Raw genomic sequence first — 25854 nt, forward strand, 5'->3', positions numbered from 1 at the left:
CGGGCCGCGGCATCCGTCTCCCCTTCCGGAGAGAGGGATGCCGCGACCCGGCGTCAGCGCTCGGTCAGCGTGCCGTCGCGGTCCAGCTCGAGGACGAGGCTCACGCCGAGGCGTTCGAGGAACGCGTCGTCGTGGCTCACGATGAGCACCGCGCCGCGGTAGGCCGCGATCGCGTCGACGAGCTGGTCGACCGTGTCGAGGTCGAGGTTGTTCGTCGGCTCGTCGAACACCAGCAGCTGCGGCGGCGGGTCGGCGAGCATGAGCCGCGCGAGCGCGACCCGGAACCGCTCGCCGCCCGACAGCGTGCCCACCGGGCGTTCCACCGCAGCCCCTCGGATGAGGAACCGCGCGAGCCGGTTGCGCAGCTCCACGATCGTGACGCTCGGCGCGGACGGGGCGACGTTGTCGAGCACGGATGCCGCATCGTCGAGCCCGTCCACACGCTGCGGCAGGTACCCGACACGGTCGGTGTGCAGCTCGGCGCGCGCCGTTTGCAGGACCGTCGGGGACCGGCCGGCGGTCGAGCCCGGATCCTCGGGCCCCTGTCCTTCGTCGTCCGTGGGTGGTCCTGCGAACGGTTCGGGGTCGGTGTCGGTGTCGGAGCCGACCAGCTTCTCGAGCAGAGTCGTCTTGCCGGCGCCGTTCGGGCCGATCAGCGCGACCCGCTCGGGTCCCTGGATGATCCACGAGCGCTCGCCGTCGCCGAGGGTGGCGATGCGGCGCCCGGCCGGAACACCCGGGTCGGGCAGGTCGATCTTCACGATGTCGTCGTCGCGCACGCGGCGCTCCGCGGTATCGAGGGCTTCCCGAGCGGATGCCTCGCGGTCGGCCTTCTCGCCGCGCAGCTTGCCCGCCGAGACCTGAGCCGCCCGCTTGAGGTTGCCCGCGACGATCGGCGGCACCCGCTTCTCGAGCTGCGCCTTCTGTCCCATCGCGGCTCGGCGCGAGATGGTGGTCTCGGCCTCGATGCGCTGGCGCTTCTCGCGCTTCAACGCCTGGCGGGCGGCACGCTCGGCGTCGCGCGCGGCGCCCTGCTCGGCATCCAGCCACGCGCGCCACTCGGAGTAAGGCCCGCCGAAGGTCGACAGCTCGTTCGCGTACAGCTCGGCGGTGTCGTCCATCAGGTCGAGCAGGGCCGTGTCGTGGCTCACCACGACGAGGGCACCGCGCCACGAGCGCACCATGTCGTGCAGGCGTGCCCGCGCCTCGCGGTCGAGGTTGTTGGTGGGCTCGTCGAGCAGCGCGATGGTCCCCACGCCCCCTCCACGCGGCGCTGGCGCGCCGCGCGGAGCCTCCGGGCGCGTGGGCCCAGCTCCGCCCAGCAGGCGGATGCCGGCGATCGCGGTGAGCACCGCCTCGCCGCCCGACAACTGCCCGACGCTGCGGTCGAGCATGTCGGGGACGAGACCAGCTTCGGCGAGGGCCGCGTGTGCGCGCGCCTCGATGTCCCAGTCGGAGCCGACCGCGTCGAAGTGACGCGGGTCGGCGTCGCCGGACTCGATGGCGCGCAGCGCCCGGAGCGTCTCGCCCACGCCGAGCAGGTCGGCGACGGGCCGGTCGACGTCGAGCGTCAGGCGCTGCGGAAGGTACGCGGCATCCGTCGCCCCAGCGATGTGACCGCCCGAGGGCGTGAGCTCGCCGGCGATGAGTCGCATGAGCGTGGACTTGCCGGAGCCGTTCCGGCCGACCAGACCGGTGCGGCCGGTGCCGAACGATCCGGAGACATCTGAGAGCGCGGCGGAGCCGTCGGGCCAGGCGAACGAGACCCGGTCGAGGACGATGGCAGGGGTCAGGGTGTGAGCGGGCATGAGGCCTCCTGTGTCAGACGTGCGCTGACACCGAGGGGCCGCAGGACCGGCGTCCGGGCATGCCGGAGCGGGATGAGGAAGCGGCGGATCGACGGCAGCGCGAAGTGGTTCAAGCGCTGGCGCGTCGAGAGTCGACGGAGCAGCGCGATTACAGCGCGGTCGCGTCGATCAGCTTCAAGGGAGTTCCTCACGGAGGGGACAAGGCCGTCAGTCACCATAGCCGACATCCCTGGACAGGGCCAGGGCTTCGGCTCGCAGGCTCGCTCAACCACCTGGGGTTGTCGTGAGCTCCTCGAGCTGCTTGTCGAGGAAGATGCGCACGTCGTCGAGCTCCTGCTCGGAGACGCTGTGCGTGAGGCCCGGGTACACGCGGCCGCTCAGGTCGACGCGTTCGGGCAGCCACTGCGTGGTGTGCTCGACGAGAAAACCGGGGATGACGTCGTCGTTGGTGCCCCGGCCCCAGAACACCGGGGGCTTCCGCTCGGCGAGCTCGGCATCCTTCGCCAGCTCGCCGGGAGTCACGTAGCCCGACAGGTTCACGGCGAACGCGAACCGCTGAGGGTCGAGACGCATCGCCTGCAGCGACACCGCGCCGCCTTGCGAGAAACCGAGAAGGCCGACGGATGCTGCGCCCGCCGCGTGCGCATCGACCCAGGCGATGACGGCCTCTGCCGCGCGCGTGACGTGCGAGGGATCGCGGCCGTCGAGGCCGTCGATCGGGTACCAGGAGCGACCGGGCGCCGGCCACGGCGGAACCAGGGGGGCAGCGAGGCTCGCGACCACGAAGGCGTCGGGAAGGTAGCCGCGCAGGGGATAGAGGTCGTGCTCGTCGGCACCGTAGCCGTGCAGGAGCAGGAGGAGGTGGCGTCCTGCGAGGGCCGACCGCTCGGTCGACCACAGCACGGCGTCGGCGTCGAGGACGAGCGCTTCCGGCATGCCCTCATCCTGACATGCGGCGCCGACACGGCCGAGGCCCGAACGGGTGCGGTCCTCGTCGCGGGTGGGTCGCGCGGGGTATACAAGAGGCATGTCCGTGCGCACTCCCGACCCCGAACCTGCGGGCGACGAGCCGTTCGGCCCGCCGGCCGGCAATGTCTCGAACCCCGCGTGGCTGAGCGACATCGAGCTCGAAGAGGCTCGTCGACGGCTGCCCATGCTCTACGTCGAGGGCGTTCCGGTGCGCACCGACGGCATGGGGCAGGTCACACAAGTCGGCATCCTGCTGCGGGCGACCCCCATCGGGGAGATCTCGCGCACCATCGTGTCGGGTCGCGTGCGCTACGGCGAGACCGTCCGCGACGCGCTGTTCCGGCACCTCGAGAACGACCTCGGACCGATGGCCTTCCCGATGCTGCCGCCGCAGCCGACGCCCTTCACCGTCGCCGAGTACTTCCCGCTCCCGGGCGTCAGCGCCTACCACGACGACCGGCAGCACGCGGTGTCGCTCGCGTTCGTCGTCCCCGTCACCGGCACGTGCGAGCCGCGTCAGGACGCGCTCGAGGTGACCTGGCTGACACCGGAGGAGGCGGCATCCGATGCCCTCTCCGCCGAGATGGAGGGCGGACGCGGCACCCTCGTGCGCATGGCGCTCGCGAGCGTGGGCGCGCTGCGCTGACCCTCGCGCCCGCCCGGATCCCGCCCTCGCGCGGTGTCGCCGCCCGCGCATAGGCTCACAGGGTGACTCTCGCACCCCTGCCCTTCCCGTCCGACGCCGCCGGCTGGGCGGCCTTCGCGACCGAGCGTCCTGCCGAGCGCATCGCCCGCGTGCATGAGATCGACGCACGCCTGACCTCCGACGCGGAGCTGACGACCGCGGCACGCCTCGAGCTCTGGAACGACGCCGACATCGCCCTCGCCGAGGCGCTCAGCGAGGCCTACGTCGTGAGCGAGGCGCACCCCGACGCCGAGGTGCGCGAGACCGCGGAGTCGCAGGTGCAGGCGGTCGAGTCGCTGTCGGCGGGGCGCCTTCTGAACCGCGATCTGTGGAACTCGTTCGCGGATGCCTCGACCGACGGTCTCGACGAAGACCAGGCGCGCCTGCTCACGCACCTGCTGCGCGACTTCCGCCGCGGTGGCGTCGAACTGGACGAAGCCGACCGCGAGCGTGCCCGGCAGCTGGCCGACCGCGACACCGAGCTGTCGCTGGCGTTCTCGCGCAACATCCGCGACGGCCGCCGCGAGATCACCGTCCCGGCCGAGGGCCTCGCGGGAATGCCGCAGGACTTCATCGACGCCCACCCCGCCGACGCGCAGGGACGCGTGACGCTGTCGACCGACTACCCCGACCTCATGCCGGTCCGCGACTACGCGCACGACGGTGCGACCCGCGTCGCGCTGGTGAGCGCCTACAACGACCTGGCGTGGCCCGAGAACGACGCGATCCTCGCCGAGCTGCTCGACGTGCGCGCCGAGCGCGCCCGCCTCCTCGGCTACCCGGACTGGGCCGACTACGAGACCGAGACCCGCATGATCGGGTCCGGGGCCGAGATCCCGGCATTCCTCTCGCGGCTCGACGACGCATCACGGGCGGCGACGGATGCCGAGTACCCGATCCTGCTCGAACGCCTGCGTCGCGACATCCCCGCTGCCGACGTCGTGTCGATCGCCGACTTCTGGTACCTGCTCGGGGCGATCAAGCGCGAGCAGTACGACGTCGACGCACAGCTCGTGCGGTCGTACTTCCCGTTCGAGCGCGTCGTCGCGGGTGTGCTCGACGTCACCGGACGCCTGCTCGATGTCGAGTACGTGCCCGTGGATGTGCCGGCGTGGCACAGCGACGTGCAGTCGTTCGATGTGATGCGGGGCGCCGATCGCCTCGGGCGCATCCACCTCGACCTGCACCCGCGCGAGGGCAAGTTCAGCCATGCCGCGTGCTTCCCGCTCGCGCCGGGCGTCTCCGGACGCGTGCTTGCGGAGGCGGCGCTGCTGTGCAACTTCTCACGCGGACTGCTCGAGCACGACGAGGTCGTGACGTTCTTCCACGAGTTCGGGCATCTCGTGCACGACATCCTGGGCGGCCGGCAGCGCTTCGCCCGCTTCAGCGGTGTCGCGACCGAGTGGGACTTCGTCGAGGCACCGAGCCAGCTCCTCGAGGAGTGGGCGTGGGACGCCGAGGTCCTGGCCTCGTTCAGCGCGAACGCCGACGGCGAGCCGATCCCGGCCGATCTCGTCGAGCGCATGCGCACCGCCGACGCCTTCGGCCGCGCGCTCGAGGTGCGCCGCCAGCTGGGGCACGCCAATGTGTCGTACCACCTGCACGTCGACCGGCCCGCCGACCTGCAGGCCGAGACGGAGCGGCTGTACGCGGCATCCAGTCCCGTCCAGCCGCTGAGCGGACTCCATTCGTACGCCGGCTTCGGGCACCTCACGGGGTACGGCGCCTGCTACTACACGTACCAGTGGAGCCTGGTGATCGCGCGCGACCTGCTGAGCGGCTTCGGCGCGGGACTGATGGACCCGGAAGCCGCACGTCGCTACCGCACGGGGGTGCTGGAACGGGGCGGATCGCGGGACGCGCGAGACCTCGTCGAAGCGTTCCTGGGGCGCCCGTCGTCGTTCGACGCGTACCGGGAGTGGCTCGCCGGCGAGTGACGTTTCTCGCGCACAGCGCGGCGTTGTAGGGTTCACCTACCCCCGAAGCGCAGTCACCCGCGACACACCCCCCGGTGTCGTCGAGGACGGTGCGGCCACCGCTGCCCGCTCGCGCGGCGATCCGTTCGCCGGCGCGTCGAGCCCGGTACCGCACGCCTCCGCCGCGAGCACTCGCCGAAGCTGCACCACCCTCGCCACAGAAAGCGGAGATACCGATGTCCGACCACGCCCAGAGTGCCGCAAACACGGGTCAGGACGACCCGACCCCGTTCGACAACCTGATCGGCGACACGGCGACCACCGCGTTCGGATCGGGCTTCACGACGACCTTCCGCGGCTACGACAAGGAAGAGGTCGACGCCGCCATCGCCGGGCTCGACGCGCGCATGCGCGCCGCCAGCGACGAGGTCGCGCAGCTCAAGCAGCACCAGCGCCGCGCCGGTGCCGCCGTAGCGCAGAGCCGCGCCAAGGCCGAGCGGCTCGAGGCCGAGCTCCAGGCGGCGAACGAGCGCCGCCAGGCCGAGATCGATGCCGCGATCGCCGAACGTCAGGCTGAGATCGACGCCACCCTCGTCGCTCGGCAGGAAGAGGTCGAGCGCCTCGAAGCCGCGCTCGCCGAAGCCGAGCAGACGCGCCAGGCCGACCTCGAGCGCGTCGCGGCCGAGGCATCGGCCGCCCGCGAGGAAGAGGGCGACGCGGTCCAGCGGCTGCGAGGCGAGCTCGAACTCGCGAACGCGAAGATCGCCGACGCCGAGCAGCGCGTGCAGACCCTGAGCGACGAGCTCGTCGGCGCGACCACGGAGTCGCCCAACCGTCAGCAGTTCGAAGAGGTGCTGCGCGTCGCCGAGGACCAGGCGAGCCTGCTCATCCGCAACGCCACGATCCAGGGCGACCGCCTGCTCGAGGCCGCGCGCGAAGAGATCGCGAACCGCCGCGCATCCGCGCAGGCCGAGGCCGACGGCATCGTCTCGCAGGCCCAGCACGACGCGCAGCAGATCCGGCTGAAGGTCGACACCGAGCTCACTGCGCACGAGGCGCGCCTCGAGCGCGAAGCCGCGCACGCGGCCGAGAAGGTGTCGCAGGCCGAGCGCGAGGCCGCCGCGATCCGCTCCGAGGCCGAGAAGGGCGCGGCCGTGCTGCGCTCGACCGTGGCGCGCGAGACCGCCCGCGACCGCGCGGAGGCCGAGGAGACGGTGCGCGAGCTGCGTCTGCGCGCCCTCGAGTTCGAGGCATCCCTCACCCGCCGCCAGGACGACGCGCACCAGGAGTTCCTCGTGCTGCACAACCAGGCGGTCGCCCACGCCGAGCGCATCACGCAGGACGCCAACGAGCAGGTCACCGCATCGCTCGAGCACGCCCAGCGCGTGTCGGTGAAGGCCGAGGACTTCGAGCGCCTCATGCGGGCCCAGTCGCAGCAGATCGAGGCCGACGCGCAGCTGCGCGCGCGCGAGCACCTCGACCGCGCCCACGTGAAGGCCGAGCGCATCATCGACCTCGTGACGACCCACTCGCAGTCCGTGCTCCGCGACGCCGAGGACCGCACGCGTCAGCTGCGCTGGCAGCAGCACCAGCTCATGAGCTTCATGGCCGAGGTCAAGGAGCTCATCCGCCCCGAGACCCCCCTCACGTCGGCCGAAGACGCTGCCGCGAGCGACGACATCCAGACGGAGGACACGGATGCTGCCGCTGCTGTGGACGTCGAAGCCGAGGCCGGCGAGACCCAGGCCGGCGAGGCCGGCGGGCAGTCTGAGGACGCGCAGGCCGAGGACGAGCACGGCCGCGAGCAGCACGAAGGCTGACCCCTTCTCCCCGCTCGTTGAGCGAAGCGCGCTCTGGCGCGCGAAGTCGAAACGCCTCGAACCCGCGGCTTGCGCCGGGTTCGAGGCGTTTCGTCTCTGCGTCTCGACGCGCAAGCTCGCTCGACCGCGTTCCTCGCTCGCTGAGGCGACCGAGGATGCCCGGGTGTGCGGCATCCGTCCCACGGCTTCAACAGGTCAACCGCGCTTCTGCAGGAGCGCCCTACGGCGCATGCTCCTGCAGAAGCCCGGTTGACCTGTTGAGCGGCGTCGGCGCGCGGAGTCAGGCGGCCGAGGTCTCGCGGGCGATCGCCGCGAGGAAGGCGTCGATGTCGTTCTCGGAGGTGTCGAAGCTGCACATCCAGCGCACCTCGTTCTTCGCGGCATCCCAGTCGTAGAAGCGGAAGTGGGCGCGCAGGCGCTCCGCCACACCCTCGGGCAGGGTCGCGAAGACGCCGTTCGCCTGCGTCGGCTGCGTGAACTCGATGCCCGAGATCGAGCCGTCGGCGATCCCCGCCTCGATACCGGCGCGCAGGCGCTGCGCCATGGCGTTGGAGTGCGAGGCGTTGCGGTGCCACAGGTCGCCCTCGAGGAGGGCGAGCAGCTGCGCCGACACGAAGCGCATCTTCGACGCGAGCTGCATGTCGAGCTTGCGGAGGAACTTGAGCCCTTCCGACGCCGACGGGTTGAGCACGACCACGGCCTCGCCGAGCATCGCGCCGTTCTTGGTGCCGCCGAAGCTCAGCACGTCGACGCCCGCGTCGCGCGTGAACGCGCGGAACGGCACGTCGAGGGATGCCGCGGCGTTGGAGATGCGCGAGCCGTCCATGTGCACGTGCATGCCGAGGCCGTGCGCGTGGTCCGCGATCGCGGTGATCTCGTCGACCGTGTACAGCGTGCCGAGCTCGGTCGACTGCGTGATCGACACCACCAGCGGCTGCGCACGGTGCTCGTCGCCCCAGCCCCACGCCTCCCTGTCGATGAGCTCGGGGGTGAGCTTGCCGTCGTCGGTCGGCACCGTCAGGAGCTTGATGCCGGCCACGCGCTCGGGGGCGCCGCCCTCGTCGACGTTGATGTGCGCCGTCCCGGCCGTGACCACCGCGCCCCAGCGGGGGAGCATCGACTGCAGCCCGACGACGTTCGCACCGGTGCCGTTGAACACCGGGTACGCCTCGACGCCCTCGCCGAAGTGGCGGGCCATCACCTGCTGCAGACGCTCGGTGTAGACGTCGTCGCCATACGCGACCTGGTGGCCGTCGTTGGCAGCGGCGATCGCCGCGAGCACCTCGGGGTGGATGCCGGAGTAGTTGTCGCTGGCGAAGCCGCGCAGGTTCGGGTCGTGGATCGTGGTCACGGGTGTCCAATCTAGTTCGCGGCGGCGCATGACTCAGGCTGCGGGAGGCGTCAACCGGGTGCCGCCCTCGGGATTCCGGCGCCGAGGTCGCTGTGCGACCGCGAATTGCCTGAGTCATGCACCGCCGAGGTCGATGATGGTGTCGTTGATGTCGGCGGCATCGGCGAGCCAGAGGTCGGCGAACCGGTGCGCGAGCGCCTCTTCGAGTCCGTCGAGGCTCTTCACACGGAAGATGACGGATGCCGCGGCCACCGGCCTGCCGGCATCCCGGGCGTCTTTCGCGAAGCCCTGCGCGACCGCGCGCGCCCACGCCTCGGTCGCGGCCTTCACCGCGGCGTAGTTCGCGCCGCCGGCGAGCGGACGCGCCACCGCCGTGGACGACACCACCGCGAGGCGACCGGCCCCGGAGGCGCGCAAATCGCCGTCGAAGGCCCGGCTGACGTGGCGCAGCGCCGTGAGGGAGCCCTCCAGGAAGCGGAAGTCGGCGTCGGTCTGGCCCGCGAGCCCGCCTCCGCCGCGCCAGCCTCCGACGAGGTGCAGCACGCCGTCGACGAGTCCGTCCGTCGCGTGGATGCGCTCTGCGAGCGCAGCGACCGCGGTCTCGTCGCCCAGGTCGCAGACGTCGGTGCGGACGCTTCCGGCCGTGGCGGCGAGGGGTGAAGCGGGAGCCCCGCGCCGAGAAGACGTGGGGACCGTCTCGAGCGAATCGAGGAGATCGCGCAGCCGGCCGGCGTCGCGCCCGACGGCGACCACGCGCGCACCCGCGTCGCGGAGCACGCGCGCGGCCGCGCGCCCCGACGCGCTGGTCGCGCCGGCGATGATCACGAGCCTGCCTGAGACGCTCATGCTCCCCCCTTCCGTCGATGGCGTGCGTTTCCGTCGAGTTCACATGATCTCGCCGAACGCACACATTCTGGCCGCACCTGACGTGTGTTCTCGGCGAGATCACGTGATGTCGCCGAGAACAGCACGTCGCGCGTCAGGAATCGCGCCCGGTGATCCCGGCGGTCGACTCGATGACCGGCTTCATCTTCTTGTCGAGCGCCTCGAAGAACATCGACAGCGGGAACTCGTCGTCCAGGACCGCGTCGGTGTAGCCCTTCGGGGCGCCGGCGAGGATCTCGTCGGGGAGGCCCCGCGCCCACCGCGAAGCGGGGTTGGGCGTCAGCGTCGAGCGCACCAGGTCGTAGGCCGCGAGCCAGTGCGCCGTCTTCGGGCGGTCGATCGAGCGCCAGTACAGCTCGTCGATCGCCTCGCCGAGCGCGATCACGGCCGCGGGCACGTCGTCCCAGTCGAAGGCGAGCGCGGTGTCGGTCCAGTGCAGCACGTCGCGCTGGTGCAGCCACGCGAAGAGCAGCTGGCCGCCGAGCCCGTCATAGTTGCGCACGCGCGAGCCCGTGATCGAGAAGCGGAAGATGCGGTCGAAGATCACCGCGTACTGCACGAGCTTCGCGTGCTCGAGCATCTCGGCTTCGGCCGCGGTGAGCGACTCCTGCGCCGACAGTCGCTTCTCGATCGCGACGCACTCGCGGAACGCGGTGAGGTCGCACCGCAGCTCTTCGAGCGAGTACAGGAAGTACGGCATGCGCTGCTTGATCATGAACGGATCGAACGGCAGATCGCCGCGCATGTGCGTGCGGTCGTGGATGATGTCCCACATCACGAACGTCTTCTCGGTCAGCTCCTGGTCGTCGAGCATGCGCGCGGCGTCGGCGGGGAGGTCGAGCTTCGTGATGTCGGCGGCGGCACGGACGACGCGGCGATAGCGCGCGGCTTCGCGGTCCTGGAAGATCGCGCCCCACGTGAACGTCGGGATCTCGCGCATCGCGACGGTCTCGGGGAACAGCACCGCGGAGTTCGTGTCGTACCCGGGCGTGAAGTCGACGAACCGCAGCGACACGAACAGCTTGTTGCCGTAGTCGCCGGCCTCGAGCTGCGCGATGAACTCCGGCCAGATCACCTCGACGAGCACGGCCTCGACGTGGCGGTCGCTCGAGCCGTTCTGCGTGTACATCGGGAACACGACGAGATGACGGATGCCGTCGGCCCGCTGCTGCTGCGGCTGGAAGGCTTCGAGCGACTCGAGGAAGTCGGGGACGCCGAACCCCTGGTCCATCCAGCGCTCGAAGTCGCGCACCGATGCGGAGAGGTACTCGGCGTCGTGCGGGAAAGCAGGGGAGAGGGCGCGGATGCCGGCGGTGATCTCGGCGACCAGAGCGCGGGCCTCGGTGTGAGCCCCAGCATCCGGAATCGATCCGTCCTGCACCTGGAGGCTCTGGATCGCGGTCGCCGCGGCCTTGAGCCGCAGCCAGGCGTCGCTCGTCTCGGCCATGCGGGCGTCCTCGACGACCTCGGGTTCGCCGACGATCGCCTTCGACGTGTGAAGGGTGCTGCTGGACATGGTGAACCTCCGATCTTCGAGTGCGGTTTCACTCCTGATTCTAGAGAACTTCCCTTCATTCCAGGATTCGACAGGAAAATTTCCTGTTCGCGCCACTAGAGTCGAGTCATGCCTGCACTGGATGACGCGATCGATGCCGCCATCGTGCGCGAGGTGTCCCAGGACGCCCGCGCCACCCTCGCCGACCTGTCTGCAGCCGTCGGGCTGTCGGTGTCCGCCGTGCAGGCACGACTGCGTCGCCTCGAGAGCCGCGGCGTCATCACCGGCTACCGCACGCTCGTCGACGCCGAGGCCGTCGGAAAGCCGCTCGCGGCCTTCGTCGAGATCACGCCGCTCGACCCCGCCCAGCCCGACAACGCGCCCGAGCTGCTCGAGCACCTCACCGAGATCGAGGCGTGCCATTCGATCGCGGGCGACGCGAGCTACATCCTGCTCGTGCGGGTCGCGTCTCCGCGCCACCTGGAGTCGCTGATCCGCGACATCCGTGCCGCCGCGTCGGTCAACACCCGGACGACGGTCGTGCTGCAGACGTTCTACGAGAACCGCCCCATCCTGCCCGCCTGAATGGGCACCGGCTCGCGGCTTCGGCAGATCGTGGGGTTCAGCGCAAGACCTCTGCTGCAGCCGGCGCGCGTCGGTAGCCTCTGCCCATGGACGGCCGTGGAGTGCTCATCGTGCGGAACGCGCAATCCGGCACGGCGGTGATCCGGTCGGATCCGGCGACGACGTTCGCCGAGCGCCTGCCGGGCGCCGTCGTGCACGAGCTGGCGGAGGGGGAAGACCTCGCGGAGGTCGTCGCGGAGGCGATGAAGTCGGATGCCGCACCCGACGTGCTGGGGATCTACGGCGGCGACGGCTCGGTGTCGCGCATGGCGCACCTTGCCCGGCAGCACGACCGCAGGCTGCTGGCGATGCCCGGCGGGACGTTCAACCACTTCGTCCGGGCGCTCGGCATCGAGGGCGTCGACGATGCGATCGATGCCTACGACGCGGATTCCGCCGTGGCCGTCGGTGTAGTGGAGGCGACGGCCGACGCCGGCGAACCGGTGACGGTGCTCAACGCGGTGTCGATCGGTGCGTACCCCGAACTCATCGAGGAGCGCGAGCGTCGCAGCAGCCTGGGCAAGTGGATCGGCGGTGCAGTGGCCACGGCGGTCGCACTGCGTCGCGCCGAGCCGCTGACGATCGTCCGGGACGGCAGGCGGGCCCGGGTCTGGTCGGTCTTCGTGAGCGTCGGCCGCAACGATCCCGACCGTGTCGCGACGATGCAGCGGCAGGAGACGGATGCCGCCGTGCTGGATGTGCGCATCCACCACGCACGCGGATCCAAGGTCCGCGCCTTCGCGTCACTCGCGTTCGGCAAGCGGTCCGCGGCCGTGCTGCGCGCGATCGGGCTGTTCCCCCGGGACGCCGACATCGAGCGGCTCGTGGTGCGAGAGCTCGAACTCCAGGTGCGCCCCGAGCCGGGGCATCCGTCCGTCTTCGTCCATGACGGCGAACTCGAGGAGCGGGCTCCCGGCGGCTTCACCCTCCGGTGCGTCGCCGTGCCGCGGGCGCTGACGGTGTTCGCGCCGCCCGGCGCGCCGGGCGCTCCCTCGTCCCCCCGGTGAGACGTCAGCCGTGGGACGAGACCCTGGGCGAACCCCAGCGTCTCGTCCCGCAACTGTCGTCTCACGGACTCCGGCGGGCTGCCCGGGTGAGCGGGGTCAGTCGTGCTGGGGGAAGCCCAGGTTGATGCCGCCGTGCGACGGGTCGAGCCAGCGCGACGTGATCGCCTTCTCGGCCGTGAAGAACTCGAAGCCGTGCGGGCCGTACGCCTTCGCGTCGCCGAACAGCGACGCCTTCCAGCCGCCGAACGAGTGGTACGCCACCGGGACGGGGATCGGCACGTTGATGCCGATCATGCCGACGGTCGCCTCGCGCTGGAAGCGCCGGGCAGCGCCGCCGTCGTTCGTGAAGATCGCGGTGCCGTTGCCGTAGCGGCTCGAGTTGATGATGTCGAGGCCCTCCTCGTAGCCCTCGACACGCACGACCGACAGCACGGGTCCGAAGATCTCGTCGGTGTAGACCGTCGAGGTCGTCGGCACGTTGTCGATCAGGGTCGGTCCGAGCCAGAAGCCGTTCTCGTCGCCGTCGATCTCGACGTCGCGTCCGTCGACCACGACCGAGGCGCCGTCGGCTCCGGCGACGTCGAGGTACGACGTGACCTTGTCGCGGTGCTGGCCCGTGATGAGCGGGCCCATGTCGCAGCCGCGCGTGCCGTCGCCGACCTTGAGGCCGGCCATGCGCTCGGCGACCTTCGCGACGAACGCGTCGGCGACGGTGTCGACCGCGAGCACGACCGAGATCGCCATGCAGCGCTCGCCGGCCGAGCCGAAGCCGGCGTTCACGGCGGCGTCGGCGGCGAGGTCGAGGTCAGCGTCCGGGAGCACCAGCATGTGGTTCTTCGCGCCGCCCAGCGCCTGCACGCGCTTGCCGTGCGAGGTCGCGGTCTCGTAGACGTACTTGGCGATCGGCGTCGAGCCGACGAACGAGATCGCCCGCACGTCGGGGTGCTCGAGGAGCGCGTCGACCGCCTCCTTGTCGCCGTGCACGACGTTGAAGACGCCGTCGGGCAGTCCCGCCTCCGTGAGCAGGCCGGCGAGCCAGTTCGCCGCCGTCGGGTCCTTCTCGGACGGCTTCAAGACCACGGCGTTGCCGGCGGCGAGCGCGATGGAGAAGAACCACAGCGGCACCATGGCCGGGAAGTTGAACGGGCTGATGATGCCCACGACGCCCAGCGGCTGGCGCAGCGTGTACACGTCGATGCCGGTCGAGACGTTCTCGGAGTACGCGCCCTTGGTCAGGTGCCCGAGGCCGCACGCGAACTCGACGACCTCCATGCCGCGGGCGATCTCGCCGCGCGCGTCGGAGAGCACCTTGCCGTGCTCGGCGGTGAGGATCTCGGCGAGCTCCTCCTTGCGGGCGTTGAGCAGCTCGCGGAACGCGAAGAGCACGCCCTGGCGCTTGGCGATCGACGCATCGCGCCACTGCAGCCACGCCGCTGACGCAGCATCCACCGCCTCTCCGACGTCTTCGCGCGACGCGAACCGCACCTCCTTCTGGACCGTCCCCAGCGCGGGGTTGAACACCTGGCCGGTGCGCTCGGATGCCCCGGCCCAGGGGGCCCCGTTCACCCAGTGGTCGAGAACCGCCGTCTCGGTGCGCGGCAGGGTGTCAGTCATCGTGTTCCTCCTTCGGAAGCCCTCCTCGTGAGAGGGCGTGCACGTGTCACGCGAGGTCGTCTTCGACTCTCGTCAAGGCTTCATCGTAGATCGACATCGCCTCCTGCACCTCCCCATCGGTCACCACGCAGGGCGGCACGACGTGGATGCGGTTCTCGGCGGCGAAGGGCAGCAGGCCTCGCGAGGTGAGCTCCTTCTTGAGGCGTCCGATCACGTCGGCGCCGACCGGTTCGCGGGTCTCGCGGTCCGAGACGAGGTCGAGCGCCCAGAACACGCCCTCGCCCCGCACTTCGCCGATGAGCGGGTGCTTCTCGGCCAGCTCGGCCAGTCCCGGGCCGATCGCCTCCTCGCCCACGCGGCGGGCGTTGTCGACGATCCCCTCCGACTCCATCGCGTCGATGGCGGCGATGATGGATGCTGCCGCCAGGGGATGACCGGAGTAGGTGAGCCCGCCGGGGAAGACGCGGTCGTCGAACGTCGCCGAGATCTCGGGCGAGATGATGACGCCGCCCACCGGGACGTAGCCGGAGTTCACGCCCTTGGCGAAGGTGATGAGGTCGGGCACGACGTCGTAGCCCTGGAACGCGAACCAGCGGCCGGTGCGGCCGAACCCCGCCATCACCTCGTCGAGGATCAGGACGATCCCGTACTTGTCGGCCAGCGCCCGCACACCTGCGAGGTAGCCCGGCGGCGGCAGCATGATGCCGGCCGTGCCGGGGATCGACTCGAGCAGCAGTGCCGCGATCGTGGACGGCCCCTCGGACTGGATGACGCGCTCGAGGTGCTGCAGCGCCCGCTCGGACTCCTCCTCGGGGGTCGTCGCCCAGAACTCGGTGCGATAGAGGAACGGCCCGAAGAAGTGCACGTGTCCGCGGGCGAACTGGTTCGGCATCCGTCGCCAGTCGCCCGTCGCGACGATCGCCGCGCCGGTGTTGCCGTGGTACGAGCGGTACGTCGAGAGCACGGTGTCGCGGCCCACGTCTCCTCGAGCAGCACAGTGAAGGCGCGCCATGCGGATCGCGTTCTCGATGGCGTCGGCGCCGCCGTTGGTGAAGAAGACCTTGGCGAACCCGTCGGGCGCCTTGTCGAGGATTCGCTCGGCCGCCTGCCCACGGTGCAGGTTCGCCGTGGCGGGGCCGATGGTCGCGAGACGCCCGGCCTGCTCGCGGATGGCGGCGACGACAGCGGGATGCTGATGCCCGATGTTGACGTTGACCAGCTGGCTCGAGAAATCGAGCAGGCGGTTGCCGGCGTGGTCCCACACGACGGTGCCCGAGCCGCCCGCGATCACGGGGAGGTCCAGGCCCGCCTGCGCGGACCACGAGTGGAACACGAACTCGCGGTCGAGTTCTTTCGCGAGGGCGTCGAGGTCTTCGGTCATGCGGCCACGTTGCTGGATCGCGCCGGTCGGCGCAAGACCCGCGAGGCCCGCCCGACCCTCGACAGAGGCTCGGGCGGGCGAACCGCGGTCAACCCGCCGTGACGGCGCGCTCCGCGCGCACACGGTGAAGGATCGCGACGCCGAACCACACGGCCGGCACGAAGCCGACGGCGGTGATGACGGCGAACAGCACAGGCGTGAACGGCACCACGAACATGACGACGGTCGGCACGATCGCGAACGCGAGCAGCCACCACGGCACGACCCCCGCGCGGGCGAGCCCGACCGTGACGAGCGGGGTGGCGATGAGGTTGAGCATCGGGAGCATCGACAGGACACCGAAGACCGGACCGCCCTGCACCGCCTCCGAGACGGCGACCGCGGCGGCGGGGTCGAGCTCGAGGCCGATCGTCATCGTCCAGAAGTCGAAGAGCACCCAGCCCGAGACCAAGGCGTGGCTGAGCGTCGCGAGCAACGCGCCGACCAGCGCGAGCCAGCCGCCGCGGGCGCCACGGACGAGTCCGGGGACGGCGAGGAAGCCGAGCGCGAGGAACAGATTCCCGAAGTGCAGCAGCGTGGCCGACAGCTGGGTGAGGGCCGGGTCGGCGGCCAGGGAGGCGATGTAGTCCGCGGTCGACTCCGAGGCCTGCGGCGGCGACGTCGCGATGCCCGCGGTGTACAGGGCCGCGCCTGCGATGAGGGCGAGCCCGCCGAGGGCGGCGAGGCGGCGGCCGGGCACCGAGGCCGGCGCCGTGGCGGGCGGGGTGGCCGGCGCTGCCGGCACCGGTGCGGCGGTGGGCGGAGTGTCGTGGGTGGTCATATCGGTCCTTCCGGTTCAGGGGCTCGCTGCGAGCCGTCACCGAAGCTACGGGCGGGCGAGCCCGCGGCGGATCGCCCGCCCGTATCGTTCCGCCGCGCCGCGCGGTGGAAAGCGTCGCCGGCGCGTTCCGTCTCACGACGGACGCGGGCGTCCCCGAGCGGGGCCTAGCATTTCGGGCATGACGCCGCGCGATCCCGCCCTGTCCTCTGCCTCATGGCTGTCGCGGTACGGCTCAGCGCTGCTCTACATCGCGGGCGGGTCCCTCGTGATCGCGCTCTCGGTGATGGAGTTCCTGCTCGACGACCGTGTGGTGGTGCCGCAGCAGGCGCTCATCCCTCCGATCGCGGTCGGGGTGGTCGTCATGCTGGCGCCGCGGCTGCCCCTCACCGCCGCGATCGTCGCGGCGCTGTCGCCGCCGTTCAACCTCCTGCTGGGGGCGCCCGGCCCGGGCGGCGTGCAGCTGCTCGCGATCATCCTGCTCATCGGGCGCGCCGCCGCCGTGCTGCCCACCCGCCGCGCGGTGTGGGCGCTCGCCATCGGTGCCGCCGCCGCGCTCGCCGCGGGCGTGCTCGGTTCGGCGGCCCTCTGGGAAGGTCTCTTCACGGTGTCGGTGTACGTCGCCGGTTTCGGTGTCGGCCTGCTCGTGCGTCGCGAACGCAGCCAGGCGCAGCGCCTGCGCGAGCTCGCCGTCGAGCTCACCGAGCAGAGGGAGGCGGCCGCGGCCGCGGCGGTGATGGCCGAGCGGGCGCGGATCGCGCGGGACGTGCACGACTCGGTCGCGCACCAGGTCAGCGTCATGGTGCTGCAGATCGGTGGCCTCCGCCGCCTCCTGCCCGAGCGCCCGGATGCGCAGGAGGTGCTGCGCGGCCTCGAAGGCGTCGGTCGCGAGGCTGTCGACGAGATGCGCCGGGTCGTCGGGCTGATGCGCGAGCCTGCCCCCGACGAGCACCCGTCGCTCAGCCGCCTCGAGAAGATCCTCGCGCCGCTGCGGGAATCCGGCATGCCGATCACCCTCGACGTGATGGGGGACGCGGTCGCGCTCCCGCCCTTGCAGGACACCGCCCTTGTGCGGGTGATCCAGGAGTCCCTGTCGAACGTCGTGCGCCACGCGGGCGCGGCCGCCACGGCGATCGAGGTCGTGTACCTCGCGGGCAGCGTGCGCGTGACCGTGACCGATGACGGGGTCTTCCGGTCTGCGGATGCGGTGGGTGCCGCCGGCGGTCACGGCGTCCGCATCATGCGGGAGCGCATGACGGTCGCCGGGGGCTCGCTCACCGCCGGACCGCTCGGCAGCGGCTGGCGCGTCGTCGCCGAGGTGCCGGTGCGCGAGAGCTTGACGCCGCTGACCGAGAGCACGGTCGCGCCGTGATCCGTGTGCTGCTGGTCGACGACCAGGCCATGGTGCGGGCGGGCCTGCGGATGGTGCTCAGCGCGGAGTCCGACGTGGAGGTCGTGGGCGAGGCGTCGGACGGCGCGGATGCCCTGCGACTCGTGGCACGCCACTCTCCGGACGTCGTGCTGCTCGATGTGCGGATGCCCGGCATGGACGGCCTCGAAGCGGCACGCCGGATGAGTCAGGATGCCGCCGGCCCCGGCATCCTCATGCTCACGACGTTCGACGAGCACGAGATCGTCGACGAGGCGCTCTCGACCGGCGTCGCCGGGTTCCTCCTCAAGGCCTCTTCCCCCGAGCAGCTGGTCGACGCGGTGCGCGCGGTGGCGGCGGGTTCGGGCGTGCTCGACCCCGCGATCACGCGCCACGTGATCGACCGGTTCGCGACGGCACCGCGTGTGGACGCCGCCGCCGCCGCGACGCTCACGGAGCTGAGTCCGCGCGAGGTCGACGTGCTGCGGCTCGTCGCCGCCGGTCGCAGCAACGCCGAGATCGCGTCGATCCTCTTCCTCGGCGAGGCGACCGTGAAGACGCACGTGAGCCGGATGCTGCTGAAGCTGGGCCTGCGCGACCGGGTGCAGGCGGTGGCGTTCGCGTACGAAAGCGGTCTGCTTACCCCGGGCGGCTGATCGCTCGGCCGCCCGGGGTCCGCCGCTACTGGCCGCCCTCGGTGAGGGTGACGTCGATCGGCGTGTACTCGCCGGCGACCTCGACGCCCTCGTCCTTCAGCGCGGCCAGCGCCTTCTCGATGTACTCGTTCGAGTACGCCGAGGCGGCGGGTTCGGTCGTGATGAGCTCGAGGTCGTCCTGGTTCTTGGCCGACAGCGCGCCCGCGACCGTCTTGTCCCACGCGGCCTTGTCGACCAGACCGAAGTCGGCGCCGGTCCAGATGAGCTTGTTGACCTCGTTCATCTGCCACTGCTGATGCACCGGGCCGACCGGGAACGCGTCGACGCCGGGGCTCGTCGCGATCCCATAGACGATGTCAGCAGCCTCCTCCGGGTTGTCGCGCGCGAAGATCCAGCCCTTCGTGATGGCCTTGAGGAACCGCACCGCGGCGTCGGCGTAGGCGGGGTCGTCCTCGAGGCGCTGCGTGTCGGCCCAGATGGCGTCCTGCAGCATGGCGCCGTCGGTCTCCTCGTACGAGATGACGTCGAAGTCCTCCGGCTGGTACAGCTCACCGGTCGCCGGGTTCACGACCTCGAGGATCTGCGCCCACTCGTTGTACGTCATCGCCTGGGCGGCGTCGACGTCCCGGTCGAGGAGGGCGTTCATCGAGAAGTCCTGGGTCGTGATCGACACCGTGGTCGAGTCGAGGTCGTCCGCGGCCATCGCCGCGAAGATCTCCCACTCGTTGCCGAAGCCCCACGATCCGATCCGCTTGCCCTCGAAGTCCGCGACCGATTCGATGCCGTCGCCCTTCCATGACACCTGGAGCGTCCCCGACTTCTGGAACACCTGCGCGATGTCGGTGAGCTCGACGCCGGTGGCCTCCAGCGTGCCGAGCACCTTCGGGACCCATGCGATCGCGAAGTCGACATCGCCCGCGACGAGCGCGTCCTGCGGGACGATGTCGCCGCCCGACGGGACGATCTCGACCTCGTCGAAGCCCTCCTCCTCGAAGTAGCCCTTCTCCTGGGCGACGTAGTACCCCGCGAACTGCGCCTGCGGCAGCCACTGCAGCTGCAGCTTGATCGACGTGAGCGGCTCGAAGTCCTCGCCCCCGCCCCCTCCGTCGTCGCCGGAGTCACCGGAACCGGCACACGCCGCGAGCGCGAGTGCCGCGACGGTGAACACGGATGCTGCGGCCAGGCCGTGTCTGATGCTGTGTCTCATTGCGTTCCTTTCGTGTGGTGCGTTGTCTGTCCCTCGGTTTCGGGACTCTTCAAGCCGACGACCGTCTCGTCGCCAGCCGCTCCAGGAGCGAGGTGACGAGGAAGAACACGAGCCCGATGATGATGCCGCCGAGCACGTATGCCCAGGCGAGAGCGGCGCGGCCGGATTTCGCATAGGTCGCGATGGCCGTGCCGATGCCGTCGGCGGGCCCGCCGAAGTACTCGGCCACGAGCGCGGCGATCACGGCGAGTGAGCTCGCGATGCGCAGGCCCGTCATGAGGTAGGGCAGCGCCGTCGGAAGCGTCAGCACGCGGAAGGTCTGCCAGCCGGAGGCTGCGGACGCGCGGAGCAGGTCGCGGTGCACGGGGCGGGTCTGCCGGAGGCCCCGCAGGACGTTGACGAACACCGGGATGAACGCGGCGATCGTGGCCACCGCCTGCCGCCCGAACTGGCTGGAGGCGCCGAACATCGTGTTCAGGATCGGCGTGACCGCGACGATCGGGATGACGGCCAGCGCCGACACGAGGGGCGCGAGCATGCCGTCGACGGGCTTGGCGGCCGCGGCGAGACCGGCGAAGAGCAGCGCGAGGAGCGAGCCGACCACGAGGCCGATCAGCGCATTCGTGGCCGTGATCGTCATGTCGTCGAGGATGATCGGGAAGCGCCTCACGAACTCCTCGGCGATCGCGATGGGGCTCGGCAGCATGCGCGGGGCGGTGCCGAGAACGTCGACCCAGAAGATCCAGATCGCGAGGATCAGGATGCCGACCACGATGGGCGCGACCCACTTCAGCCAGCCCGGAAGCTCGCGTTCTGCCGGCATCGGCCGCGGCGCCCTGCCGGACGGCTCCGGTGCAGCGGGGAGCATCGTGGTCGCAGCATCCGCATCCGTCATGATTCGCTCGCCCTCGTCACGGGCGTGCCGTGGAGCGCCTCCCGGACCGCGGTGACGCGGTCGAAGAACTCGGGGGATTCGCGCAGGGCCTCGTCGCGCACGTCGCCGAGGCCCGTCTCGATGACGTCGGTGATGCGACCGGGACGCGGGCTCATCACGACGACGCGGTCGGAGAGGAAGACCGCCTCGGGGATCGAGTGCGTCACGAACACCACTGCGGCGGAGGTCTCGGCGGCGATGCGGGTGAGCTCGGATTGCAGGCGCTCGCGCGTCATCTCGTCGAGCGCGCCGAACGGCTCGTCCATGAGGAGCAGCTTCGGCCGTGCGGCGAGAGCCCGCGCGATCGCGACGCGCTGCTGCATGCCGCCGGAGAGCTGGTCGGGGTAGCGGTCGACGAAGTCCGAGAGGCCGACGAGCTCCGCGAGCTCCGCGATGCGCGCCGCACGATCCGCTCTGCCGGTGCCGTGGAGTTCGAGGGGAAGCCCGATGTTCGCCCCGACCGTACGCCAGGGGAGGAGCCCCGCCTGCTGGAACGCGATGCCGTAGTCCTGGTCGATGCGGGCGCGCTTGGCCGGCTTGCCGAAGATCTCGAGGGTGCCGCTCGTGGCCTGATCGAGGTCGGCGATGAGGCGCAGCAGCGTCGACTTGCCGCAGCCCGACGGCCCGATGAGCGACACGAACTCTCCGGCCGAGACCTCGAGTTCGACGTCGGTCAGCGCGACGACTTCCCCGGTCTTCGTCGGGAAGACCTTCCCGACGCCGGCGGCGTGGACTGCGAGCTGCGTCATGCGGTCGCTTCTCCTCTGCGGTAGTTGGCGAGTCCGAGGCCGATGAGGGCGACGGAGCCGGCGGCGATGAGGCCCAGCGCGATCGAGCCGAACGTGGGACCCCACGGTGCCGCCGGGTCGGACGAGGCCTGACCCGCGAGCTGGATGAGCATGCGGCCGATGCCGCCGCGCATGCCGATCGACACCTCGGCGACGACCGCGCCGAGCACCGCGTTCGCGGCCGCGAGCCGGAGCGCGGGGAGGAGGTGGGGGACCGCGGCGGGAAGGCGGAGGCGGAACAGGGTCGCCCAGTAGCCGGCGGCGTAGCTGTTCATGAGGTCGAGGTGGATGCGGTCGGGCGACGCGAGTCCGCGCAGCACGCCGACGGCTACCGGGAAGAACGCGAGGTACGACGCGATGACGGCCACCGACAGCCACTGCGGCCAGATGCCGCCGCCGCGGTCGATCTGGTTGCCGATCGCGTTGACGACGGGTGCGAAGGCGATGAGCGGCACGATCTGGCTCACGACGATCCAGGGGAGAAGCCCCCACTCGAGCAGCCGCCAGCGCTGCATCACGAGGCCCAGCACCGCGCCCACGGCGACGCCGATCAGCCACCCGACGGCGGCGATCCCGAGCGTCACGAGCGCCGCACCGGCCACCGAGACCCACAGCGGCGGGGTATCGCCGCCACTGGTCGGGGCGAACAGCCGCGCGGCCATGTCCCACACGTGCGGCATCGCGCGGTCGTGGGTGCGCGGGAGGAGCATGACACCTGAGCCGGACTCGCCCGGCACCGCGCCGACGATGAATCCTTCGCTCGGCCCGGCGAACTTGTACAGCTCCCAGAGCACCAGCACCGCGAGCACCCCGAGCGCGCCCCATCCTGCGGCGATCCATCCCCGCAGCTCGCCCTGCCGACGCGTCGACCACCCGATCGGCCTCATGCGGCCGCCGTCACTTCTTCGCCGTGACGTGGGCCGAGAGCGCCGGAATCACCGTCTCGCCGTAGACGCGGAGGGTCTCCTCCTTGTTGTCGTGCTGAAGGTACCCGGCGAACTGGGTCACACCCAGCTCGCGCAGCTGCTCGAGCTTGGCGATGTGATCGGCCGCCGTCCCGAGGATGCAGAACCGGTCCACGATGTCGTCCGGAACGAAGTCGACGTGGTCGTTGTCGGCCTTGCCGTGGGTGTTGTAGTCGTAGCCCTGGCGTCGCTCGATGTAGTCGGTGAGCGCTTCGGGCACCCCCTCGCCGTGATGGCCGTACTTCGCCACGATGTCGGCGACGTGGTTGCCGACCATGCCGCCGAACCAGCGGCACTGGTCACGCATGTGCTCCCAGTCGTCGCCGATGTACATCGGCGCCGCCACGCAGAATGCCAGCGACTCGGGGTCGCGGCCGGCGGCGGCGGCGGCATCCTTCACCGTCTTGATCATCCAGGCGGCGATGTCGACGTCCGCGAGCTGCAGGATGAAGCCGTCGCCCACCTCGCCGGTGAGCTTCAGCGCCATCGGCCCGTACGCGGCGACCCACACGTCGAGCTCGGACCCCCGGCTCCATGGGAACTGCAGCGTCGCGCCCTTGTACTCCACGGCCCGCGAGTTGGCGAGCTCGCGGATCACGTGGATCGACTCGCGCAGCTCGGCCATCGTCGTGGGCCTGCCGTTCGTCACCCGCACCGCCGAGTCGCCGCGGCCGATGCCGCAGATCGTGCGGTTGCCGTACATCTCGTTGAGCGTGGCGAAGACGGATGCCGTGACCGTCCAGTCCCTCGTCGCGGGGTTGGTCACGAACGGCCCCACCGTGACGCGCTTGGTCTCGGCGAGGATCGCGGAGTGGATGACGTACGGCTCCTGCCACAGCAGGTGCGAGTCGAACGTCCACACGTGGCTGAAGCCGTGCGCCTCGGCGAGCTGGGCGAGCTGCACCGTACGTGCGGCGGGCGGATTCGTCTGGAGGACGACACCGAAGTCCATGGGCTGCTCCTCAGATCAGGTACTGCGACAGGCCGCGCTTGAGGAACCGGCCGTCGCCCTTGGCGCCGAGGTACTCGCCGTCGTCGACCACGACCTTGCCGCGCGAGATGACGGTGTCGACGTGCCCGTCGATCTCATAGCCCTCCCACGCGGAGTGGTCCATGTTCATGTGGTGCGTACGCCCCTCGCCGAAGCCGATCGAGGTGTGGCCGTTCGGGTCGTAGACCACGACATCGCCGTCGGCGCCGGGCTGGATGACGCCCTTGCGCCCGTACAGGCCGAACATGCGCGCCGGGGTCGTCGAGGTGAGCTCCACCCACCGCTCGAGCGTGATCTTGCCGGTCACGACGCCCTGGTACATGAGGTCCATGCGGTGCTCGACCGAGCCGATGCCGTTCGGGATCGCACGGAAGTCGTCGAGCCCGAGCTCCTTCTGGCCCTTCATGCAGAACGGGCAGTGGTCGGTCGACACCATCTGGATGTCGTTGGTGCGCAGCGCCTGCCACATGTGGTGCTGGTGGCCCTCCTGACGCGAGCGCAGCGGCGTCGAGCACACCCATTTGGCGCCCTCGAACTGCCCCCACTCCTCGCTGAACGCGCCCAGCTGCTCCTCGAGCGACAGGTACAGGTACTGCGGACACGTCTCGCCGAACACGTTCCACCCCTGGTCGCGGGCCCAGGCGAGCTGATCCACGGCCTGTTTCGCCGAAACATGGACGACGTACAGCGGGGCACCGGTGAGGTTCGCGAGCATGATCGCGCGGTGCGTGGCCTCCTCCTCCATCTGCCACGCACGGGCGATGCCGTGGTAGTACGGCGCCTTCTTGCCGGCCTCGGCGAGCTGCGCCGCCAGCACGTCGATCGCCGGCCCGTTCTCCGCGTGCATCATCGTGAGCAGGCCGGTCTCCTGCGAGACCTGCATCGCCTTCAGCACCTGGGCGTCGTCGGAGTAGAAGACACCCGGGTAGGCCATGAAGAGCTTGAAGCTCGAGACGCCCTCGTCGACGAGACCCCGCATCGCCGCGAGCGAGTCGTCGTCGACGCCGCCCACGATCTGGTGGAAGCCGTAGTCGATGGCGCAGTTGCCCGCGGCCTTCTCGTGCCAGGCGGCCAGGCCGTCCTGCACGCGCTCGCCGTAGCGCTGCACGGCGAAGTCGATGATCGACGTCGTGCCGCCCCACGCCGCGGCGCGGGTCCCGGTCTCGAACGTGTCGGAGGCGTTGGTGCCGCCGAAGGGCAGCTCCATGTGGGTGTGCGCGTCGATGCCGCCCGGGATCACGTACTTGCCGGTGGCGTCGATGACGGTGTCGACGGATGCCGCGACATCCGTTCCGAGAAGCTGCGAGCCGGGCGCGAGCACGGCCGCGATGGTCTCGCCGTCGATGAGCACGTCCGCTTCGCCCCGGCCGGTCGCCGAGACGACGGTGCCGCCCGTGATGAGTGTCGTCGCCATGTCAGTCCCCCCGGCTCACGGCTTCGCGATCTTCGTGTAGGAGTCGGGCCGGCGATCACGGTAGAACTGCCAGTCGTCGCGCATGTCGCGCACCATGTCGAGATCGAGATCGCGCACCAGGAGCTCCTCGTGCTCGCCCGAGCCGCGCTCGCCGACGAAGTTGCCACGGGGGTCGATGACCTGGCTCGTGCCGTAGAAGTCGACGGCGAGGTCGCCGTACTCGTTGTCCTCGCGGCCCACGCGGTTCGGCTGCAGCACGAAGTACCCGTTCGCGACGGCTGCGGCGGGTCCTTCGACCTCCCACAGCCGGTTCGAGAGACCGGGCTTCGTAGCGTTCGGATTGAAGACGATGTGCGCGTCGTTCAGACCGAGCTCGCGCCACCCCTCGGGGAAGTGGCGGTCGTAGCAGATGTACATGCCGACCCGGCCGACGGCGGTGTCGAACACGGGGTAGCCCATGTTGCCGGGCCGGAAGTAGAACTTCTCCCAGAACCGGTCGAGATGCGGGAGGTGGTGCTTGCGGTACTTGCCGAGGATCGTGCCGTCGGCATCGACGAGCACCGCCGTGTTGTAGTACACGCCGGTCTCGGCCTCTTCGTAGATCGGCAGCACCGTGACGATCCCGAGCTCCTTCGCGATCGCGGCGAAGCGCTGCACGATCGGCCCCTCCGACGACTCCGCGAAGCGGTAGTACTTCTTGTCCTGCGTGATCCCGAAGTAGGGACCGTAGAACAGCTCCTGGAAGCACACCACCTGCGCACCCTGGGCGGCGGCGTCCCGCGCGAACCCTTCGTGCTTGTCGAGCATCGACTCCTTGTCGCCCGTCCAGGTGGTCTGCGAAATCGCCGCGCGTACCGTCGTCATCGTCTCTCCGTTCATGAACCGGCTGGTGCCGTGTTCGTCCGTCCCTCGGGCGGGTCGGGCGGGTCCGATCGATGGAGCAGCCCCGCTTCCCGATCCTGGCGATCCGACGTTTCCCGTCGGTTTCGGCCTGTGACGCGACAGTAAAGCCTTGCCCGGTGCGGCGCAATGGTCGGCTGGGCAGACCTTATGGATCGCGGGAACGGGATGCCGCAGCATCCGGTCCGTACATCCCTCGAATGATCCCCGCCCACGGCGGATACAGCGCGGGACGGATGCCTCGGCCCGAGGCGCTCG

At 70.6% G+C, this 25854-nt stretch carries 22 protein-coding genes; 7 read left to right on the forward strand and 15 right to left on the reverse strand.

All coding sequences use genetic code 11. The features are described 5' to 3' along the window. Positions 1 to 53: 53 nt before the first annotated feature. Positions 54 to 1808, reverse strand: a complete 1755-nt coding sequence (locus Q9R33_RS18285) for an ATP-binding cassette domain-containing protein (RefSeq protein ID WP_311294640.1) — start codon at positions 1806 to 1808, stop codon at positions 54 to 56. Between the two features lie 264 nt (positions 1809 to 2072). Next, a complete protein-coding gene (locus Q9R33_RS18290; protein ID WP_056372307.1) occupies positions 2073 to 2744 on the reverse strand; it encodes an alpha/beta hydrolase in 672 nt (223 codons plus the stop codon). Between the two features lie 91 nt (positions 2745 to 2835). On the opposite strand from Q9R33_RS18290, the gene Q9R33_RS18295 reads away from it, so the two are divergent. The 3 genes from Q9R33_RS18295 (at position 2836) to Q9R33_RS18305 (ending at position 7198) form a co-directional block, all read left to right on the forward strand. Further along, the gene (locus tag Q9R33_RS18295) at positions 2836 to 3423 is read left to right on the forward strand and encodes an NUDIX hydrolase family protein (protein ID WP_056372309.1); all 588 of its coding nucleotides are present in this window, start codon (positions 2836 to 2838) and stop codon (positions 3421 to 3423) included. A 62-nt stretch (positions 3424 to 3485) separates the two neighbouring features. Then, complete coding sequence (locus Q9R33_RS18300; protein WP_311294641.1) at positions 3486 to 5399, forward strand: M3 family metallopeptidase; 1914 nt, start codon at positions 3486 to 3488, stop codon at positions 5397 to 5399. 215 nt (positions 5400 to 5614) lie between these two features. Further along, a complete protein-coding gene (locus Q9R33_RS18305; RefSeq protein WP_311294642.1) occupies positions 5615 to 7198 on the forward strand; it encodes a hypothetical protein in 1584 nt (527 codons plus the stop codon). A gap of 280 nt (positions 7199 to 7478) precedes the next feature. On the opposite strand, the gene Q9R33_RS18310 is transcribed toward Q9R33_RS18305, so the two are convergent. The 3 genes from Q9R33_RS18310 to Q9R33_RS18320 form a co-directional block, all read right to left on the reverse strand. After that, positions 7479 to 8549, reverse strand: coding sequence for a low specificity L-threonine aldolase (locus Q9R33_RS18310; RefSeq protein WP_311294643.1), 1071 nt, complete (start codon positions 8547 to 8549; stop codon positions 7479 to 7481). 114 nt (positions 8550 to 8663) lie between these two features. Then, positions 8664 to 9395 (reverse strand): SDR family oxidoreductase, encoded by a 732-nt coding sequence (locus Q9R33_RS18315; protein WP_311294644.1) that lies wholly within the window; start codon positions 9393 to 9395, stop codon positions 8664 to 8666. Between the two features lie 133 nt (positions 9396 to 9528). Then, positions 9529 to 10950: a DUF6421 family protein gene (locus Q9R33_RS18320; protein ID WP_311294645.1), complete on the reverse strand. Its 1422-nt coding sequence runs from the start codon at positions 10948 to 10950 to the stop codon at positions 9529 to 9531. A 108-nt stretch (positions 10951 to 11058) separates the two neighbouring features. On the opposite strand from Q9R33_RS18320, the gene Q9R33_RS18325 reads away from it, so the two are divergent. Both Q9R33_RS18325 and Q9R33_RS18330 read left to right on the forward strand, forming a co-directional pair. Next, on the forward strand, positions 11059 to 11514 hold the full coding sequence (locus tag Q9R33_RS18325) for an Lrp/AsnC family transcriptional regulator (protein WP_082497223.1): 456 nt from the start codon (positions 11059 to 11061) through the stop codon (positions 11512 to 11514). A gap of 86 nt (positions 11515 to 11600) precedes the next feature. Then, complete coding sequence (locus Q9R33_RS18330) at positions 11601 to 12560, forward strand: diacylglycerol kinase family protein (protein ID WP_311294646.1); 960 nt, start codon at positions 11601 to 11603, stop codon at positions 12558 to 12560. A gap of 96 nt (positions 12561 to 12656) precedes the next feature. On the opposite strand, the gene Q9R33_RS18335 is transcribed toward Q9R33_RS18330, so the two are convergent. From Q9R33_RS18335 to Q9R33_RS18345, 3 genes are all read right to left on the reverse strand, one after another. Next, a complete protein-coding gene (locus Q9R33_RS18335) occupies positions 12657 to 14174 on the reverse strand; it encodes a CoA-acylating methylmalonate-semialdehyde dehydrogenase (RefSeq protein WP_056372320.1) in 1518 nt (505 codons plus the stop codon). 46 nt (positions 14175 to 14220) lie between these two features. Then, positions 14221 to 15555: an aspartate aminotransferase family protein gene (locus tag Q9R33_RS18340; RefSeq protein ID WP_311294647.1), complete on the reverse strand. Its 1335-nt coding sequence runs from the start codon at positions 15553 to 15555 to the stop codon at positions 14221 to 14223. Positions 15556 to 15643: 88 nt separating this feature from the next. Continuing rightward, on the reverse strand, positions 15644 to 16375 hold the full coding sequence (locus tag Q9R33_RS18345; RefSeq protein ID WP_311294648.1) for a hypothetical protein: 732 nt from the start codon (positions 16373 to 16375) through the stop codon (positions 15644 to 15646). A 178-nt stretch (positions 16376 to 16553) separates the two neighbouring features. On the opposite strand from Q9R33_RS18345, the gene Q9R33_RS18350 reads away from it, so the two are divergent. Beyond that, a complete protein-coding gene (locus Q9R33_RS18350; protein WP_311294649.1) occupies positions 16554 to 17744 on the forward strand; it encodes a histidine kinase in 1191 nt (396 codons plus the stop codon). Beyond that, a complete protein-coding gene (locus Q9R33_RS18355) occupies positions 17741 to 18397 on the forward strand; it encodes a response regulator transcription factor (RefSeq protein ID WP_082497226.1) in 657 nt (218 codons plus the stop codon). Before Q9R33_RS18350 ends, Q9R33_RS18355 begins: the two co-directional genes overlap by 4 nt. 25 nt (positions 18398 to 18422) lie before the next feature. Here the strand turns inward: Q9R33_RS18355 and Q9R33_RS18360 are convergent, their stop codons facing one another. Genes Q9R33_RS18360 through Q9R33_RS18390 form a run of 7 tightly spaced genes read right to left on the reverse strand, consistent with a single transcriptional unit; the run spans position 18423 to position 25560 of the window. Continuing rightward, positions 18423 to 19604 (reverse strand): ABC transporter substrate-binding protein, encoded by a 1182-nt coding sequence (locus Q9R33_RS18360; RefSeq protein ID WP_311294650.1) that lies wholly within the window; start codon positions 19602 to 19604, stop codon positions 18423 to 18425. A 49-nt stretch (positions 19605 to 19653) separates the two neighbouring features. Next, positions 19654 to 20499, reverse strand: coding sequence for an ABC transporter permease subunit (locus tag Q9R33_RS18365; RefSeq protein ID WP_311294651.1), 846 nt, complete (start codon positions 20497 to 20499; stop codon positions 19654 to 19656). Continuing rightward, entirely contained in the window at positions 20496 to 21287 is a 792-nt protein-coding gene (locus tag Q9R33_RS18370) for an ABC transporter ATP-binding protein (RefSeq protein ID WP_056372329.1), read from the reverse strand. The genes Q9R33_RS18365 and Q9R33_RS18370 overlap by 4 nt, the downstream gene beginning before the upstream one ends. Then, positions 21284 to 22213: an ABC transporter permease gene (locus tag Q9R33_RS18375; protein WP_056372331.1), complete on the reverse strand. Its 930-nt coding sequence runs from the start codon at positions 22211 to 22213 to the stop codon at positions 21284 to 21286. Before Q9R33_RS18375 ends, Q9R33_RS18370 begins: the two co-directional genes overlap by 4 nt. 10 nt (positions 22214 to 22223) lie before the next feature. Next, entirely contained in the window at positions 22224 to 23243 is a 1020-nt protein-coding gene (locus Q9R33_RS18380) for a TIGR03842 family LLM class F420-dependent oxidoreductase (protein ID WP_056372332.1), read from the reverse strand. A 10-nt stretch (positions 23244 to 23253) separates the two neighbouring features. Further along, the gene (gene hydA, locus Q9R33_RS18385; RefSeq protein ID WP_056372334.1) at positions 23254 to 24696 is read right to left on the reverse strand and encodes a dihydropyrimidinase; all 1443 of its coding nucleotides are present in this window, start codon (positions 24694 to 24696) and stop codon (positions 23254 to 23256) included. 15 nt (positions 24697 to 24711) lie between these two features. Next, positions 24712 to 25560, reverse strand: coding sequence for a nitrilase-related carbon-nitrogen hydrolase (locus Q9R33_RS18390; RefSeq protein ID WP_311294652.1), 849 nt, complete (start codon positions 25558 to 25560; stop codon positions 24712 to 24714). Between the last annotated feature and the right edge of the window lie 294 nt (positions 25561 to 25854).

This window comes from Microbacterium sp. PRC9 (assembly GCF_031844125.1).
Taxonomy (GTDB): Bacteria; Actinomycetota; Actinomycetes; order Actinomycetales; family Microbacteriaceae; genus Microbacterium.

Bases quoted from the DNA above. Each gene is read 5' to 3' on its own strand.
- Q9R33_RS18285 (WP_311294640.1), bottom strand. From the start codon at position 1,808: ATGCCCGCTCACACCCTGACCCCTGCCATCGTCCTCGACCGGGTCTCG.
- Q9R33_RS18290 (WP_056372307.1), bottom strand. From the start codon at position 2,744: ATGCCGGAAGCGCTCGTCCTCGACGCCGACGCCGTGCTGTGGTCGACC.
- Q9R33_RS18295 (WP_056372309.1), top strand. From the start codon at position 2,836: ATGTCCGTGCGCACTCCCGACCCCGAACCTGCGGGCGACGAGCCGTTC.
- Q9R33_RS18305 (WP_311294642.1), top strand. From the start codon at position 5,615: ATGTCCGACCACGCCCAGAGTGCCGCAAACACGGGTCAGGACGACCCG.
- Q9R33_RS18315 (WP_311294644.1), bottom strand. From the start codon at position 9,395: ATGAGCGTCTCAGGCAGGCTCGTGATCATCGCCGGCGCGACCAGCGCG.
- Q9R33_RS18320 (WP_311294645.1), bottom strand. From the start codon at position 10,950: ATGTCCAGCAGCACCCTTCACACGTCGAAGGCGATCGTCGGCGAACCC.
- Q9R33_RS18325 (WP_082497223.1), top strand. From the start codon at position 11,059: ATGCCTGCACTGGATGACGCGATCGATGCCGCCATCGTGCGCGAGGTG.
- Q9R33_RS18330 (WP_311294646.1), top strand. From the start codon at position 11,601: ATGGACGGCCGTGGAGTGCTCATCGTGCGGAACGCGCAATCCGGCACG.
- Q9R33_RS18335 (WP_056372320.1), bottom strand. From the start codon at position 14,174: ATGACTGACACCCTGCCGCGCACCGAGACGGCGGTTCTCGACCACTGG.
- Q9R33_RS18340 (WP_311294647.1), bottom strand. From the start codon at position 15,555: ATGACCGAAGACCTCGACGCCCTCGCGAAAGAACTCGACCGCGAGTTC.
- Q9R33_RS18345 (WP_311294648.1), bottom strand. From the start codon at position 16,375: ATGACCACCCACGACACTCCGCCCACCGCCGCACCGGTGCCGGCAGCG.
- Q9R33_RS18350 (WP_311294649.1), top strand. From the start codon at position 16,554: ATGACGCCGCGCGATCCCGCCCTGTCCTCTGCCTCATGGCTGTCGCGG.
- Q9R33_RS18360 (WP_311294650.1), bottom strand. From the start codon at position 19,604: ATGAGACACAGCATCAGACACGGCCTGGCCGCAGCATCCGTGTTCACC.
- Q9R33_RS18365 (WP_311294651.1), bottom strand. From the start codon at position 20,499: ATGACGGATGCGGATGCTGCGACCACGATGCTCCCCGCTGCACCGGAG.
- Q9R33_RS18370 (WP_056372329.1), bottom strand. From the start codon at position 21,287: ATGACGCAGCTCGCAGTCCACGCCGCCGGCGTCGGGAAGGTCTTCCCG.
- Q9R33_RS18375 (WP_056372331.1), bottom strand. From the start codon at position 22,213: ATGAGGCCGATCGGGTGGTCGACGCGTCGGCAGGGCGAGCTGCGGGGA.
- Q9R33_RS18380 (WP_056372332.1), bottom strand. From the start codon at position 23,243: ATGGACTTCGGTGTCGTCCTCCAGACGAATCCGCCCGCCGCACGTACG.
- hydA (WP_056372334.1), bottom strand. From the start codon at position 24,696: ATGGCGACGACACTCATCACGGGCGGCACCGTCGTCTCGGCGACCGGC.
- Q9R33_RS18390 (WP_311294652.1), bottom strand. From the start codon at position 25,560: ATGACGACGGTACGCGCGGCGATTTCGCAGACCACCTGGACGGGCGAC.